Below are 15,833 nucleotides of genomic sequence, written 5' to 3'. Positions count from 1 at the left end.
AGCGGGCAAGCAGCAGCGCCGACGGCGCCGGTACTGACACCCTTAAGATAGCCGCCTTGCGGAAATTGTCGAGGCGGGTGGCGGGGCGGGTGGCGGAGCGCGCACTAGCGGCGCGCTTGCTCGCGCAGTCTCGAGACCCGGCATCGCGCACATGCGGCATAACGGCTGCCGTCAGGCGGCAGCCATGTCGAGCGTTCTGGGGAAAGTACCGGAGCCAAGCGGGTCCAGGTGGTTGCGGCCGCGCATGGCCAGGATGAACTGCCCCACCCGCGCGATGTCGTCCAGCGGCAGGCAAGGCAGCAAGGTGTCGAGCTGCGCATCGGTCGCTACCGCGACGATCGAAGGATCGCAGGGATAGTAAGGCGCACGCCCATGCGCCGGGCGGTACACCTCGAGGCGCGGGATGTCCTCGCGGCGGAAGCCCTCGACCAGCGTGAGGTCGGCCGGGCGCAGCCGCGCGACCTGCTCGGCCAGCGTCGGCTCGGCCTCGCCGGCCAGTTCGCGCACGATGGCGTAGCGGTAGGGCGAGGCCACCATCACCTCGGTCGCGCCGGCGGCGCGAAAGCGCGCGCTGTCCTTGCCCGGGGGCTCCAGTTCCAGCGGGTGGTGGCTGTGCTTGATCACGTTGACGGTCAGGCCTTGCGCGCGCAGCCACGGCAGCAGTGCGGTGATCAGCGTGGTCTTGCCGCTGCCGGAGGTTCCGGCGATGCCGAAGATACAGGGATTCATGTCGTGACGGATTCAGGTTGTGCGGCGGTCTGTGCGGCGGATTGTGCGGCGGATTGTGCGGCGGATTGCGCGGCGGTCTGTGCGGCACTACCGGGCAACGGGCATACCAGCGGCAGGAAGGCATCGGCGCGTTGCGAATAGGCCAGCAGCGCACCGGCCTGCAAGTCGAAGTACCAGCCGTGCAGCGTCAGCTTGCCGGCTTCCAGCGCGCGCCGCACGAACGGGAAGGTCTGCAGGTTGCGCAGCGACACCAGGATCGCCGCCTGCTCGCAGGCGCGCTGGCGCTGCGCCGGGCTGGCGTCGGCAAGGGTCTGTTCGACCTGCAGGCGCGCCGGCGCGGCAATGCGCACCCACGCGCCGAGGTAGTCGGGATCGTCGCCGTCTTCGGGCACATGGTCGCCGGCGTCGGCCGGCTGCGCCAGCAGCGCGCGGATGCCGCCGCAGCCGCCGTGGCCCATCACGATGATGCGGGCCACGCACAGCTGCTCCACCGCGAACTGGATCGCCGCGGACACGCCGTGCAGGCTGCCTTCATGGCGGCCGGTGCAGGGCGGCACCAGGTTGCCGATATTGCGCACGGTAAACAGCTCGCCCGGATCGCAGCCGAGCAGCAGGCCGGGGTCGACGCGCGAGTCGCTGCAGCCGATCAGCAGCGTCGGCGGACGCTGGCCGATGCGCAGGGTGTCGAACAGCCCGGGCTCGTCGTCGAAATAGCGTTGCTGGAAGCGTTCGAAACCCTTGAGCAGATGTTCGATGTGATGCACGGCGGCCTCCGCTCGCTATTGCACCAGCGGGCTGTCGGCGCCCTCGAGCTCGATGCCTTCGATGCGCGCGCGGCCGATCAGCAGGCTGGCGTACTGCTTCCAGGCGCGGTCGCGCGCCGCCGCGCCAAGGGCGCGCGCAATCTCGCCGTGCACCGCCTCGAACGGCAGGCGCGTGCCGGGGCAACGCTCGAGGATGCGCACGATATGGAGGCCATAGCGGGATTCAAGCAACTGCGGCAGCACGCCGTCCTGCTGCGCGGCGAACAGGGCGCGCTCGAACTCCGGCGCGGTTTCGCCGCGGAACACGCGGCCCAGCCGGCCGCCGTTGGCGCCGCTGGGGCAGTTGGACAGCGCGCTGGCATGATGCGCAAAGCTGGCGGGATCGCCGCGCACCAGTGCCAGCGTCTGCGCCGCGACCTCGCGCAGCGCGTCCAGCGGCACGCGCGGCGTGACCTGGAACAGGATATGGTCGGCTTCGACCCATTCGCCTTCGCGGAAGCGCTCGGGGTGGCTGTCGTAGTGGCGGCGGCAGCTGGCTTCGTCGGCTTCGGGCGTGGCCGCTTCGCGCGCCAGCAGCGCCTGCGCCAGCGCGTCGTCGTCCATGGCCCCGGCGTCCAGGCCGATGCGCGCGGCTTCGGCACGCATCAGCAGGCGCAGGATCGCCGAGATGGTGGCCAGCCGCGCCGGGTTGGCGGCGTCGTGATGGTGGTCCAGTTCGCGCTCGATATCGGCGTCGCGCAGTTCCACGCCGTTGACGGTGACAGGCATCGCGTTCTCCTTGTGCGTCCTTGTACGGTGATGGCGCTCAGCGGCTGCGCACCAGCTGCCAGGCGCGGCCGAGGTAGCCGAGCGAGGCAAAGCCGCTCCACACATGCACCAGCCGCGTGAACGGGAAAATCACGAACAGGGTCATGCCCATGAACAGGTGCGCCTTGAACAGCAGCGGCGCATCGGCGATAAAGCCGGCGGCGTCGCCGCGCAGCGTGACGATGTGCTGGGCCCAGTTCATCAGCTGCACCATCATGTGGCCGTCCATATGGCCGGCGGATTCGAAGATGGTGGACAGGCCCAGCAACAGCGTCACCAGCAGCCACAGCAGCAGCACCTTGTCGCCGGTGCGGGTCACCGCGGACACGCGCGCGTTGGTCAGGCGGCGGTGCAGCAGGATCAGCAGGCCGGCCAGGCACATGGTGCCCATCACGCCGCCGGCGGCCATCGCCACGCCCTGCTTGAAGCCGTGCGAGACACCCAGCGCGTCCCACACCGCCACCGGGGTCAGCAGGCCCACCAGGTGGCCGAAGAACAGGCCGAGGATGCCGACATGGAACAGGATGTTGCCGGTGCGCAGGTTGCCGCGGTACAGCACCTGCGAGCTGTCGCTCTTCCAGGTGTATTGCTCGCGCTCGAAGCGGGCCAGGCTGCCGAACAGGAAGATGGCCAGCGCGATGTAGGGGTAGATGCCGAAGAGGAATTGGTGGAGGGTTGCCATGGTGTGTTAGCTCGGTAGGTGGGCAGCAAGGGCGTGCGTGTCTCCGCCGATTGTGTTTCCCTCTCCCCTCAGGGGGAGAGGGCAGGGTGAGGGGTGGTTTAAGCACCGGCGCTTCGTTGAAGCTCCCGCCCTCACCCCCGCCTCTCTCCCGCCTGCGGAAGAGGGGAGAACACAATCGGCTCGCGCAGGCATGTCAGCAAGCAGCAGGCGCTGGTGCCGTGCCGCGCGGATAGAACTTCACCGCCTGCGGCCCGGTGTGCGGGGCCAGCAGCGGCTCCACGCCGTCGGCGCCGGGGCCGAAGGTTTCCAGCGCCTCGTCCATGTCGCGCACCGGCGGCTCCTGCTGCGGTTGCGGCTGCACGTCGGTGAGCGTGCGCAGCACTGCGAACACGCCGGCGTAGGGGCTCTGGTTGCGCGCGAGCCGGTCGCCGATCGCGGCCAGCACGTGGATGGCCTCGCCCAGCAGCTGTTCGGCGCGCGCCTCGTTACCGTCGGCCGCGAGCGCGCCGAGGAACTCCAGGAACAGCGGCACGTAGTCGGGCAGCTCGGACGCCGCGGGCTCGAAGCCCGCGCGCCGGTACTCGTCGATCAAGTCGACCATGGCCTGGCCGCGGTCGCGGCTTTCGCCGTGCACGTGCTCGAACAGGTGCAGCGAGTGCGCCGGGTTGCGGTCGAAGGTGGCGACATAGTTTTCCTGCAGCGTGATCAGCGTCTCGCTGCGCAGCAGGTCGGTCACCGGCGCCAGCAACTCGCGCGCCTGCGGCCATTCGGCCAGCGCGGCGTCGATCTCGGACAGCGCGTCGAGCAGTTCCTGCTCGGGATAGCCGAGCAGCGCGCTCAGGATGGGATAGAGGGGCATGTCGTTCTCCGGTTCGTTCGCTGGCGTTCAGCTCATCACGGCCTTCTTGCGCGACTTCGGCATGTCGACGAAATGCACGCTGCCCTGCGGCTTCTTGCCGAACAGCGCGCCGTCCGAGGTGCCGCCCGAGCAGCCGTTGCCGAAGGTAAAGCCGCAGCTGGCCTTGTCGTTGAAGCTGTCCTCGACCATCTCCTTGTGCGAGGACGGGATCACGAAGCGGTCCTCGTAGTTGGCGATCGCCATGGTCTGGTACATGTCCTCGACCTGCGCGGGCGTCAGGCCCACCTGTTTCAGCACGTCGAGGTCCTGTACGCCGTCCACCACCTGCGAGCGCTTGTAGGCGCGCATCGCCAGCATGCGGTCCAGCGCCGACAGCACCGGCATCACGTCGCCCGCGGTCAGCAGGTTGGCCAGGTACCTGACCGGGATGCGCAGGCTCTTGACGTCGGGGATGATGCCGTTCATGCCCATGTGGCCGGCTTCGGCCGCCGACTGGATCGGCGACAGCGGCGGGATGTACCAGACCATCGGCAGCGTGCGGTATTCCGGGTGCAGCGGGAACGCGACCTTCCACTCGCACGCCATCTTGTAGACCGGCGACTTGCGCGCGGCATCGAGCCAGCTTTGCGGGATGCCCTGGCGCAGCGCCTCGGCCTGCACCTCGGGATCATGCGGGTCGAGGAACACGTCGAGCTGCGACTGGTACAGGTCGCGCTCGTCGGGCACCGACGCGGCCTGCTCGATGCGATCGGCGTCGTACAGCATCACGCCGAGGTAGCGGATACGGCCGACGCAGGTCTCGGAGCAGACCGTGGGCTGGCCGGCCTCGATGCGCGGATAGCAGAACAGGCATTTCTCGGCCTTGCCGCTCTGCCAGTTGAAATAGATCTTCTTGTACGGGCAGCCCGAGATGCACATGCGCCAGCCGCGGCACTTGTCCTGATCGACCAGCACGATGCCGTCGTCCTCGCGCTTGTAGATCGAGCCCGACGGGCACGAGGCCACGCAGGCCGGGTTCAGGCAGTGTTCGCACAGGCGCGGCAGGTACATCATGAAGGTGTTCTCGAAGGTCGAGTACATCTCCTTCTGCACGTCGTCGAACAGCTTGTCGCGGCCGCGCGAACTGAACTCGCCGCCGAGGTCGTCTTCCCAGTTCGGGCCCCACTCGATCTTTTCCATCTTGCGGCCGGTCAGTACCGAGACCGGGCGCGCGGTGGGCGGGGTCTGCGACAGCGGCGCCTTCTGCAGGTGCTCGTAGTCGTAGGTGAAGGGCTCGTAGTATTCGTCGATCGCCGGCAGGTTGGGATTGGCGAACAGGTTCGCCAGGATCTTCAGCTTGCCGCCCTGGCGCGGCTCGAGCGTGCCGTCGGCGTTGCGGCGCCAGCCGCCCTGCCACTTGTCCTGGTTCTCCCATTCCTTGGGATAGCCGATGCCGGGCTTGGTCTCGACGTTGTTGAACCACGCGTACTCGACCCCGTCGCGGCTGGTCCAGACGTTCTTGCAGGTGACGGAGCAGGTATGGCAGCCGATGCACTTGTCGAGGTTCAGCACCATGGCTACCTGGGCGCGGATCTTCATGTCAGGCTCCTTCCTTTTCACTCAACTTCGCGTTCTTTTCCACGAGCGGCCCTTCCAGCCAGTCGACCTTCTTCATCTTGCGCAGGATCACGAACTCGTCGCGGTTGCTGCCGACGGTGCCGTAGTAGTTGAAGCCGTAGGCCAGCTGCGCGTAGCCGCCGATCATGTGAGTGGGCTTGGTCACCGCGCGCGTGACCGAGTTATGGATGCCGCCGCGCATGCCGCTGGTCTCGGCACCCGGCACGTTCACGATCTTTTCCTGGGCGTGGTACATCAGGCACATGCCCTTGGGCACGCGCTGCGATACCACCACGCGCGCGGTCAGCGTGCCGTTGACGTTGAACACCTCGACCCAGTCGTTGTCGCGGATGCCGTTGGCCTTGGCCTCGGCTTCCGAGATCCATACGTGCGGGCCGCCGCGCGACAGCGTCAGCATGCGCAGGTTGTCGGAGTAGGTGGAGTGGATGCCCCACTTCTGGTGCGGCGTGATCCAGTTCAGCACCAGCTCCGGGTTGCCGTTGGGCTTCTTGCCCAGCATCGGCGCCACGGTCTTGGTGTCGATGGCCGGCTTGTACACGCACGCGCCCTCGCCGAAGTCCAGCATCCAGCGATGGTCCTGCCAGAACTGCTGGCGGCCGGTCAGCGTGCGCCAGGGGATCAGCTCGTGCACGTTGGTGTAGCCGGCGTTGTAGCTGACTTCTTCCGATTCCAGCCCCGACCACGTCGGCGCGGAGATGATCTTGCGCGGCTGCGCCTGCACGTCGCGGAAGCGGATCTTGTCGTGCTCGCGCCCTTTGGCCAGGTGGGTGTGGTCGCGGCCGGTGATCTTCGACAGCGCTTCCCAGGCCTTGACGGCGACGTGGCCATTGGTTTCCGGCGCGAAGGTCAGGATCATCTCGGCGGCGTCGATTGCCGTTTCCAGCTTCGGGCGGCCCTGGCTCACGCCCGGTTCCGCCACCGTGTGGCTCAGGTCGCCGATTTCCTTGACCTCGTGCCGGGTGTTCCAGTTGATGCCCTTGCCGCCGTTGCCGAGCTTGTCGAGCAGCGGGCCGATCGAGGTGAACTTCTTGTAGATGTCGGCGTAGTTGCGCTCGACCACCGTCATCGACGGGGCGGTCTTGCCGGGGATCAGGTCGCACTCGCCGGCCTTCCAGTCCTTCGGCTCGAACGGCTGGCCCAGTTCGCCCGGGGTGTCGTGCAGCAGCGGTGTGCAGACCAGGTCCTTGCGCGTGCCCAGGTAAGGGCCGGCGATCTCGCTGAACTTCTTCGCGATGGCCTTGTAGATCTCCCAGTCGGTCTTGCTTTCCCACAGCGGCTGCACGGCTTCGGACAGCGGGTGGATGAACGGATGCATGTCGGACGTGTTGAGGTCGTCCTTCTCGTACCACGTTGCCGTCGGCAGCACGATGTCGCCGTACAGGCAGGTGGTGCTCATGCGGAAGTCGAGCACGGTCAGCAGGTCGAGCTTGCCTTCGGCGGCCGGGCGCACGTTGACTTCGCTCGGCGTGATGGCGTCGTTCTCGTCGCCGAACACGGCGTTCTGCGTGCCGAGCAGGTACTTCAGGAAATACTCATGCCCCTTGCCCGAGCTGCCCAGGATGTTGGAGCGCCACACGAACATATTGCGCGGGAAGTTGGCCGGGTTGTCGGGATCGTCGCAGGCAAACTGCAGCGCGCCCGACTTCAGTTGCTCGACGGTGTAGGCCACCGGATCCTTGCCGGCCTGCTCGGCCGCATCGACCACGTCGAGCGGGTTGGCGCCGAGTTGAGGTGCCGACGGCAGCCAGCCCATGCGCTCGGACTTCGCATTCAGGTCCAGCAGCGACAGGCCGTCGTAGCGCTTGCGGTCGGCGGTCGGCGACAGGATCTCGTCGACGGCCAGCTTCTCGTGGCGCCACTGGCTGGTGTGGTTGTAGAAGAACGAGGTGCCGTTCATCTGGCGCGGCGGGCGCGACCAGTCCAGGCCGAAGGCCAGCGGGGCCCAGCCGAACTGCGGGCGCAGCTTTTCCTGGCCGACGTAGTGGGCCCAGCCGCCGCCGCTCTTGCCGATGCAGCCGCACATCATCAGCAGGTTGATGATGCCGCGGTAGATCATGTCGTTGTGGTACCAGTGGTTCAGCGCGGCGCCGACGATCACCATGCTCTTGCCTTGCGTGCGGTCGGCATTGTCGGCAAACTCGCGCGCTACCTGAACCACCAGTCGCGCCGGCACCGAGGTGTGCTTCTCCTGCCAGGCCGGGGTATAGGGCACATCGTCTTCATACGACGCCGCCACGTTGGGGCCGCCCAGGCCCTGGTCGACGCCATAGTTGGCCATCTGCAGGTCATAGACGGTCGCCACCAGTGCGCTGCTGCCGTCGGCCAGCGTGATGCGGCGCGCCGGCACGCGGCGGCGCAGCAGCTCGTCGTGTTCGCCGCCGAAGTAGGGGAAGCCGACCTCGACCACTTCGTCGCCATGGCCGAGCAGCGACAGGCGCGGTTCGACCGCGCGGCCGCTGCCGCCGTCCTTCAGTTCCAGGTTCCAGCGGCCCACCTTCTCACCGCCGTTGTGCGCGGCCTCGCCCCAGCGGAAGCCGATCGAGCCGTTGGGCGCGACGATCGCGCCGGTGGCGTCGTCGACCAGCAGCGTCTTCCATTCCGGATGGTTGGCTTCGCCTAGGTTGTCGGCCAGGTGCGAGGCGCGCAGGAAGTGGTCGGGCACCAGCGTGTCGCCATGCTCGCGCAGCAGCACCAGCATCGGCATGTCGGTGTACTGCTTCACATAGTCGCGGAAGTACGCGGACTTGCCGCTGGCGTGGAATTCCTTGAGCACCACATGGCCCATCGCCATCGCCAGCGCGGCATCGGTGCCTTGCTTCGGCGCCAGCCAGATATCGCCGAACTTGACCATCTCGCCGAAGTCGGACGAGACCGCGACGGTCTTGGTGCCCTTGTAGCGCACCTCGGTGTAGAAGTGCGCGTCGGGCGTGCGCGTCTGCGGCACGTTGGAGCCCCACACCATCAGGTAGGTGGAGTTGTACCAGTCGGCCGATTCGGGCACGTCGGTCTGCTCGCCCCAGATCTGCGGGCTGGCCGGCGGCAGGTCGCAGTACCAGTCGTAGAACGACAGGCAGGCGCCGCCGAGCAGGCTCAGGTAGCGCGCGCCGGCGGCGTACGACACCATCGACATCGCCGGGATCGGCGAGAAGCCGATCACGCGGTCGGGGCCGAACTTCTTCACGGTGAAGGCGTTGGCCGCGGCGATCATCTCGGTGGCGGTGTTCCAGTCGGCGCGCACGAAGCCGCCCTGGCCGCGCACGCTCTTGTAGCGCGCCGCCTTCTGCGGGTCCTGGCTGATCGATTCCCAGGCCGCGATCGGGTCCATGGTCTTGCGCGCCTCGCGCCACATCTCCATCAGCCGTCCGCGGATCATCGGGTACTTGACGCGCTGCGCGGAGTAGACGTACCAGCTGTACGAGGCGCCGCGCGGGCAGCCGCGCGGCTCATGGTTGGGCAGGTCCGGGCGCGTGCGCGGGTAGTCGGTCTGCTGCGTTTCCCAGGTGATCAGGCCGTTCTTGACGTAGACCTTCCAGGAGCACGAACCGGTGCAGTTCACGCCGTGGGTGGAGCGCACGATCTTGTCGTGCTGCCAGCGGCTGCGGTAGCCGTCTTCCCACTTGCGGTCTTCGTTCACCACCGCGCCGTGGCCGTCCGCATAGGTGGACTTGACGCGCGACATGAACTTCAGTCGATCCAGGAAATGACTCATTTGCTTGTTCTCCGCGAGGCTATTCTGCGGGGCTCCGACGGTTGCCCGGGAGCATTTGCAGGGATACCTCGAGCTTATGGGGGAGCGGGGCGGCGGCCAATTCGCTGGTGGAACAGCCGCCGGATGGCGATCGGGGGAGGTGTCCGGCGCGGGCCTAGTCCGGAAGAACTAGGCCGGCCGGCAAGGCGTTCAGCAGGGCATGGGGGCGTTGCGGCGCGCGTAGTACCACCACGTCACCAGCACGCAACTGACGTAGAAGGCGATAAAGCAATACAGCGCGGCGTCGGGGGCGCCGGTCAGTTCCAGCGAGGTGCCGAAGCTCTTGGGGATAAAGAAGCCGCCGTAGGCGCCGATCGCGCCGGAGAAGCCCAGCACCGCGGCCGATTCCTTGCCGGCGTCCTGCAGCGCCTGGCGCTGCGCGGCGTCGCCCTTGCCCTTCGCGGCGCGCTGGCGCTCGGTCAGGAAGATCACCGGGATCATGCGGAAGGTCGAGCCGTTGCCGATGCCGGTCAGCGCAAACAGCGCGATAAAGGCCGCCAGGAACCAGGTGAAGTTGCCGCCGGCGCCGTCGTGCGGCAGCGCCGCCAGCACCGCGAACACCGCCGCGATCATGCCGACGAAGGTCCACAGCGTGACACGCGCGCCGCCGAGCTTGTCGGAGATCCAGCCGCCCACGGGCCGCGTCAGCGCACCGACCAGCGGCCCCAGGAAGGCGTAGGCGGTGGGGTTCACACCCGGGAATTGCGACTTGGTCAGCAGCGCCAGCCCGGCCGAGAAGCCGATGAACGAACCGAAGGTGCCGACGTAGAGCCAGCACATCAGCCAGTTGTGCTTGCGCTTGAAGATCACGGCCTGGTCGGCGAACGAAGCCTTGGCGTCGGCGATGTCATGCATGCCGAACCACGCGGCCAGCGCCGATACCACGATGAACGGCACCCAGATAAAGCCCGCGTTCTGCAGCCACAGGTTATGCATGGCGCCGTTGGCCTGGTATTGCTGCGGCTCGCCGCCGAGCGCGCCGAACACCGCCAGCGATACCACCAGCGGCGTGACGAACTGCACCACCGACACGCCCAGGTTGCCGATGCCGGCATTGAGCCCGGTGGCCAGCCCCTTCTTCGCCTTGGGGAAGAAGAAGCTGATATTGGCCATCGACGAGCTGAAGTTGGCGCCGCCCAGCCCGCACAGCAGCGCCAGCACCAGCAGCGTGGGATAGCCGGTGGACGGGTCGCGCAGCGCGAAGCCCATGCCCAGCGCGGGGATCAGCAGCAGCGCGGTGGAGATCGCGGTGAAGCGGCGCCCGCCGAACACCGGCACCAGGAACGAGTAGAAGATGCGCAGCGTGGCGCCCGACAGTGCCGGCAGCGCGGTCAGCCAGAACAGCTGGTTCTTGGTGAACTGGAAGCCGGCGCGGTCGAGGTTGACCGCGACCACGCTCCACAGCATCCAGACCACGAATGCCAGCATCAGCGCCGGGATCGAGATCCACAGGTTGCGGTAGGCGATGCGCTCGCCCTCGCTTTGCCAGAACGCCGCGTTCTCGGGCTCCCAGCGGGTCAGTACGGATGAAGTCATGATCAGTGTGCCTTGATGAAGAATGCGCGGAGGCGCGCGGGTGGGTCAGGGCCGCATCAGGCCGGCTGGGTCAGGCCGACGGCCTGCTCCTTGCGCCGGCGTTCGGCGCGGTGGCTGTAGTGCATCCACACCAGGCTCACGCACACGGTGCCGTACATCAGCATGAAGCAGCTGCTGCGGATGCCGGTCAGGTCGGCCAGCATGCCGAACAGGATCGGCAGCACGAAACCGCCCAGGCCGCCGGCCAGGCCCACCACGCCGGAAACCGCGCCGATGTTGTGGGTGAAGTCGTTGGAGATGAACTTGAACACCGAGGCCTTGCCGATGGCGAAGGCGATGCCGACCACGAACAGCAGGATGGTGAAGAGCGTGGGCGTCAGCGCGATGCGGAAGGCCTGCGGGCCGCTGGTGGTCTGGATGATGAAATCGGTCTGCGGATAGCTGAGCAGGAAGAAGCCGACCCAGCTCACCCACATCACCCACCAGGTGGTGCGGTGCGCGCCGTAGCGGTCCGAGATCCAGCCGCCGATCGCGCGCAGCACGCCGCCGGGCAGCGAGAAGCAGGCGGCGAGGAAGGCCGCCACCTTGATGTCGAAGCCGTATTCGCCGATGTAGTACTTGGTCATCCACAGCGACAGGCCGACATAGCCGCCGAACACCACCGAGTAGTACTGCGAGTAGCGCCACACGCGCGGGTCGCGCATCACCGCCAGCTGCTCGCGCCAGCCGACGCTGGACTTGACCACGTGCGCGGAATCGCTGCGCGAGAACACCCAGAACAGCAGCGCGGTGGCCAGCATCGCCACCGAATACACGCGCGGCACGATGGACCAGGTGCCGGCCGCCAGGATCAGCGCCGGCGCGACGAACTTGGTCAGCGCCGCGCCCGAGTTGCCGGCGCCGAAGATGCCCATCGCCAGCCCCTGGCGCGAGCGCGGGAACCAGCGCGCGACGTAGGGCGTGCCGACCGAGAACGAGCCGCCCGCCAGGCCGACGAACAGCCCCAGCACCAGCAGCTGCCACAGCGTGGTCGCATACGAGATCAGCCAGATCGGGATCACTGTGGCCAGCATCAGCACGAAGAACACGATGCGGCCGCCGAAGCGGTCGGTCCACAGCCCCAGCGGCACGCGGATCAGCGAGCCGCTCAGCACCGGGGTGGCGGCGAGCAGGCCGAATTCGGTGTCGTTCAGGCCGAGCTGTTGCTTGAGTGGGATGCCGAGGACCGCGAACAGCATCCACACGGCAAAACAGATGGTGAAGGCAAAAGTACTGGACGCCAGTGTCATTGCGGCGCCGGGCGGGATCGGCTCCGGCGCGCGGGATTGGGTGGCCATGGCCATGCTCCTGTGTCAACTTTGGCGGGGGTGATGCCAGAGTAGGGGCGGGCGCTGGTGCTGCCTATTCGCCGGCAGCACAGCGCAGGCGCGGGCGCTGACTGCCTTTGGAAGTAGTTCTACCGGGGGAGGTCGCCGGCGCGGCGGCGGTGCTATCGTGGGGACGACATGCGGCGCAGCGTCAGGCGCCGTCGCGGCGCACCCCGCGCCGCATCCTCATTTCCGTTCCAGACATGGACACCATTCCCATCCTTCCCGCGCGGCGCATGCCGCCCTCCGGCAAAGCCCCAGCGGGGCCGCCGCCACGTGGCTTTGCCCTGTTCGCGCTGGGCTTCCGGCCGTTCTATCTGGGCGGCGCGGTGTTTGCCGCGCTGTCGATCGCGGCGTGGTCGGCCATGCTGGCAGGCGTGCACGCGCTGGCGCCGGCTCCGGTGCTGCCGGCAATGTTCTGGCATGCGCACGAGATGGTGTTCGGCTTTGCCGCGGCCATCGTGGTGGGATTCCTGTTCACGGCGGGACGTGCCTGGACCGGGCAGCCCACGCCGACCGGCGCGGCGCTGGCCGTGCTGTTCGGGCTGTGGCTGGCCGGACGCGTGGGCCTGTGGGTGGTGCCCGGTACTACGGCCTTTGTGGTCGAAGCCGCGTTCCTGCCGCTGGCGGCGCTGGCCTTCACCCGCACCCTGGTGCGCGGCGGCAATCGCCGCAACTATCCGCTGGCGCTCGCGCTATGGCTGCTGGCGCTGGCCGATATCGCCAGCCTGTGGCTGCAGGCGCGCGGCCATGACGCCGGCGCGCTGCTGGCCTGCCGCGCCGGCGTGGCGCTGGTGACGCTGTTCGTGGTGGTGATCGGCGGACGCGTGATTCCGATGTTCACCACCAATGCGATTCCCGGCTTCCGGCTGCGCCAGTACCGGCAGGTGGATCGGCTGGTGATTCCCGCTGCGGTGCTCGGGCTGGCTGCCGGGCTGCTGCCCGTGCCCGCATGGCTGGTGGCGGCGTTGTCGCTGCTGGCCGCGCTGGTGCTGGGCGCGCGCGTGGCGGGGTGGCGCGGTTATGCGGTCGGCAACCGGCCGATCCTGTGGGTGCTGCACCTGGCCTACGCGTGGCTGCCGCTGGCGTTGCTGCTGCAGGCGCTCGGTGCGCTGGGACTGGTGATGTCCGGGCTGGCGACGCACGCATTCACCGTGGGTGTGCTCGGCGTCGCGATCATCGCCATGATCACCCGCACCGCGCTGGGCCACACCGGCCGCATGCTGGTGGCCGGCCGCGCCGAGACCGCGGCGTACTGGCTGGTGGCCGCGGCGGCGCTGTTGCGCGTGTTCGGGCCGATGGCCTGGCCCGCCGGCTACCTGCACTGGGTGTGGGGCGCGGGCGCGTGCTGGGTGACGGGCTTCGGGCTCTATGCGCTGGCGTATGCGCCGCGGCTGGCGCGTCCGCGGGTGGACGGCAAGCCGGGCTGAAGCGCGCCGGGTGCGAGGAATAATCGCGCGGGCGCTCAGGGGCAGGCCTGCGCCATCGGCGCGCGGGCGCGCGTGCCTTGCTCCAGCTTCACGCTCAGCCACGCCACCGCCAGCGCCGCCATCGGCGCCAGTGCCGCCACCCAGGGCAGTGCCGTCAGCCCCGGGCCGTGATCGACCACCACGCCGCCCATCCATGCGCCCAGGCCATTGCCCAGGTTGAACGCGGCGATATTGAAGCTCGAGGCCAGGTTCTCGCCGGCGCCGTGGGCGTGGCGCAGTACGCGCAACTGCAGCGGCGACACCGTGGCAAAGGCCGCGACGCCGAGGATGCCGACGAAGGCCACCACCAGCACCTGGCTGTGGATGGCCAGCGTCATCGCCGCCAGCACCAGCGTCAGCGCCGCGAGCGTAGCCAGCACGGCGCGCGTCGGGGCGCGGTCGGCAAAGCGGCCGCCCAGCACGTTGCCGACGATCATGCCGGCGCCGAACAGCAGCAGGATCGGCGATACCGCCGCCTCGCCATAGCCGGACACGCGCGTCAGCAGCGGCTGCACGTAGGTGATCACGGCGAAGATCCCCATCGACTGCAGCACCGTCATCAATAGCCCCAGCAGCACCTGCGGGCGGCCGATGGTGGCCAGCTCGTCGCGCAGCGCCACGCGCGCGCCGTGGTCCTGGCTCTTCTGCACCAGCAGCGCAATCACCGCCAGCGACAGCAGCCCGACCAGCGTCATGGCCCAGAAGGTCGAGCGCCAGCCCAGGTGCAGGCCCAGCCAGGCGCCCGCGGGCATGCCCAGCAGCGTGGCCAGGGTCAGGCCCGAGAACATCACCGAAATCGCCGAGGCGCGGCGGTCTTCCGGCACCAGCCCGGTCGCGACCACGGCGCCGACGCCGAAGAAGGTGCCATGCGTGAGCGAGGTCAGCACGCGCGCGATCATCAGCGTGGTGTAGTCGGGCGCCATCGCGCAGGCGGCGTTGCCGACGGTATAGATCACCATCAGCGCCAGCAGCACTGCCTTGCGCGGCATGCGGCGCGTCAGCAGCGTCAGTACCGGCGCGCCGGCGAACACGCCGAGCGCGTAGCCGGACACCAGCATACCGGCGGCGGCGATGGTCACCTGCAGGTCGGCGGCGACCTGCAGCAGCAGGCCCATGATCACGAATTCGGCGCAGCCGATGCCGAACGAGCCGGCCGTCAGCGCGTACAACGCCATCGGCAGCCGGGCCCGGGCGGGCGCGGCAAGGGTGGAAGGGGAGGAAGCCATGGTCGGAAAGGGGCGCAAGGGAGGACGAAGCCCGCAGTCTGGCCCTTTGCGGCTTCACTAAAAACCGGCATGATCCATAATCAGTTTCAACAAAATATTGAGAATCATGGACCGGATCGGTGATATCGGCCTGTTTCTGCGCGTGCTCGACCTTGGCTCGATCAGCGCGGCGGCGCGCAGCCTGGATCTGTCGGTTGCGGTGGCCAGCCAGCGCCTGCAGCGGCTGGAACGCGAGCTGGGCGTGCGCCTGCTGCATCGCACCACGCGGCGGCTGCACGCTACTCCGGAGGGCGCGGTGCTGGCCGAGCAGGGGCGCGCGCTGGTGGACGACCTGGAGGCGCTGGGGGCGTCGCTGCGGCAGGCCGGCTCCGGCATCACGGGGACCTTGCGGGTGACGACGTCGTCGTCGTTCGGGCGGCTTTACGTCTCGCCGCTGCTGCCGGAATTCCTGGTGCGGCATCCGGGGGTATCGCTCAGCGTCAACCTGAGCGACCACGTGCTGGACCTGGTCAGCGCGGGCTTCGACCTGGCGATCCGGATCGGCGCGCTCGACGACTCGGCGCTGGTCGCGCGCCGGCTCGCCAACAACCGGCGGCTGCTGTGCGCATCGCCCGACTACCTGCGCCGGCGCGGCACGCCGCGCACGCCGCAGGACCTGGCGCGGCACGATTGCCTGGTGCTGGTCGGCAGCCAGGGGCGGCAGGATGTATGGCGGCTGGGCGATGGTGCCGGCGGCGAGATTGCCGTGCGCGTGCGCGGCCGGATCGAGGCCAATACCGGCGAGCTGCTGTCCGACGCCGCGCTGGCCGGCTTCGGCATCGCGCTGCATTCGGCCTGGCATGTCTGCGCCGACCTGCGGGCCGGCCGGCTGGTGCAGGTGCTGCCCGATTACCCGCTGGCCGACACCGGCATCTACGCAGTGATGCCGCAGCGGCGGCTGGTGCCGCCGCGGGTGCGCGCCTTCGTCGATTTTCTGGCCGAGCGCTTTGGCGACAACCCGCCGTGGGAGCAATTCCGCGGCGGGTGAGC

Annotated in this window: 12 protein-coding genes; 2 read left to right on the top strand and 10 right to left on the bottom strand. The window is 68.4% G+C overall.

The window, feature by feature from the left end; all coding sequences use genetic code 11:
• Positions 1-171: 171 nt before the first annotated feature.
• The 9 genes from mobB to A2G96_RS29465 form a co-directional block, all read right to left on the bottom strand.
• Positions 172-729, bottom strand: coding sequence for a molybdopterin-guanine dinucleotide biosynthesis protein B (gene mobB, locus A2G96_RS29505; protein WP_082819148.1), 558 nt, complete (start codon positions 727-729; stop codon positions 172-174).
• Positions 726-1,493 carry a carbonic anhydrase gene (locus tag A2G96_RS29500; protein WP_231909693.1) on the bottom strand — a complete coding sequence of 256 codons (768 nt, stop codon included), beginning with the start codon at positions 1,491-1,493 and terminating at the stop codon, positions 726-728. The genes mobB and A2G96_RS29500 overlap by 4 nt, the downstream gene beginning before the upstream one ends.
• Before the next feature lie 15 nt (positions 1,494-1,508).
• Positions 1,509-2,261, bottom strand: a complete 753-nt coding sequence (locus tag A2G96_RS29495) for a peptidylprolyl isomerase (RefSeq protein ID WP_062803670.1) — start codon at positions 2,259-2,261, stop codon at positions 1,509-1,511.
• Between the two features lie 37 nt (positions 2,262-2,298).
• Complete coding sequence (gene narI / locus A2G96_RS29490) at positions 2,299-2,982, bottom strand: respiratory nitrate reductase subunit gamma (protein WP_062803669.1); 684 nt, start codon at positions 2,980-2,982, stop codon at positions 2,299-2,301.
• Positions 2,983-3,175: 193 nt separating this feature from the next.
• Positions 3,176-3,841 (bottom strand): nitrate reductase molybdenum cofactor assembly chaperone, encoded by a 666-nt coding sequence (narJ, locus tag A2G96_RS29485; protein ID WP_062803668.1) that lies wholly within the window; start codon positions 3,839-3,841, stop codon positions 3,176-3,178.
• A gap of 27 nt (positions 3,842-3,868) precedes the next feature.
• Entirely contained in the window at positions 3,869-5,419 is a 1,551-nt protein-coding gene (gene narH, locus A2G96_RS29480) for a nitrate reductase subunit beta (protein ID WP_062803667.1), read from the bottom strand.
• A gap of 1 nt (position 5,420) precedes the next feature.
• Positions 5,421-9,167 (bottom strand): nitrate reductase subunit alpha, encoded by a 3,747-nt coding sequence (locus A2G96_RS29475; RefSeq protein ID WP_062803666.1) that lies wholly within the window; start codon positions 9,165-9,167, stop codon positions 5,421-5,423.
• 189 nt (positions 9,168-9,356) lie between these two features.
• Positions 9,357-10,742, bottom strand: a complete 1,386-nt coding sequence (locus A2G96_RS29470; protein ID WP_062803665.1) for a NarK family nitrate/nitrite MFS transporter — start codon at positions 10,740-10,742, stop codon at positions 9,357-9,359.
• Between the two features lie 56 nt (positions 10,743-10,798).
• Entirely contained in the window at positions 10,799-12,079 is a 1,281-nt protein-coding gene (locus tag A2G96_RS29465; protein WP_062803664.1) for an MFS transporter, read from the bottom strand.
• Between the two features lie 233 nt (positions 12,080-12,312).
• Between A2G96_RS29465 and A2G96_RS29460 the strand changes: the two genes are divergently transcribed.
• Positions 12,313-13,539 (top strand): NnrS family protein, encoded by a 1,227-nt coding sequence (locus A2G96_RS29460; RefSeq protein ID WP_062803663.1) that lies wholly within the window; start codon positions 12,313-12,315, stop codon positions 13,537-13,539.
• 35 nt (positions 13,540-13,574) lie between these two features.
• Here A2G96_RS29460 and A2G96_RS29455 read toward each other — a convergent pair whose 3' ends face one another.
• A complete protein-coding gene (locus tag A2G96_RS29455; RefSeq protein ID WP_062804205.1) occupies positions 13,575-14,804 on the bottom strand; it encodes an MFS transporter in 1,230 nt (409 codons plus the stop codon).
• Positions 14,805-14,910: 106 nt separating this feature from the next.
• On the opposite strand from A2G96_RS29455, the gene A2G96_RS29450 reads away from it, so the two are divergent.
• Complete coding sequence (locus A2G96_RS29450; RefSeq protein WP_062803662.1) at positions 14,911-15,831, top strand: LysR family transcriptional regulator; 921 nt, start codon at positions 14,911-14,913, stop codon at positions 15,829-15,831.
• Positions 15,832-15,833: the final 2 nt, after the last annotated feature.

Origin of the sequence: Cupriavidus nantongensis (assembly GCF_001598055.1) — a bacterium.
GTDB lineage: Bacteria > Pseudomonadota > Gammaproteobacteria > Burkholderiales > Burkholderiaceae > Cupriavidus > Cupriavidus nantongensis.
Note: the sequence above shows the minus strand (reverse complement) of the source record. Positions and strands in the feature narration are given on the sequence as shown.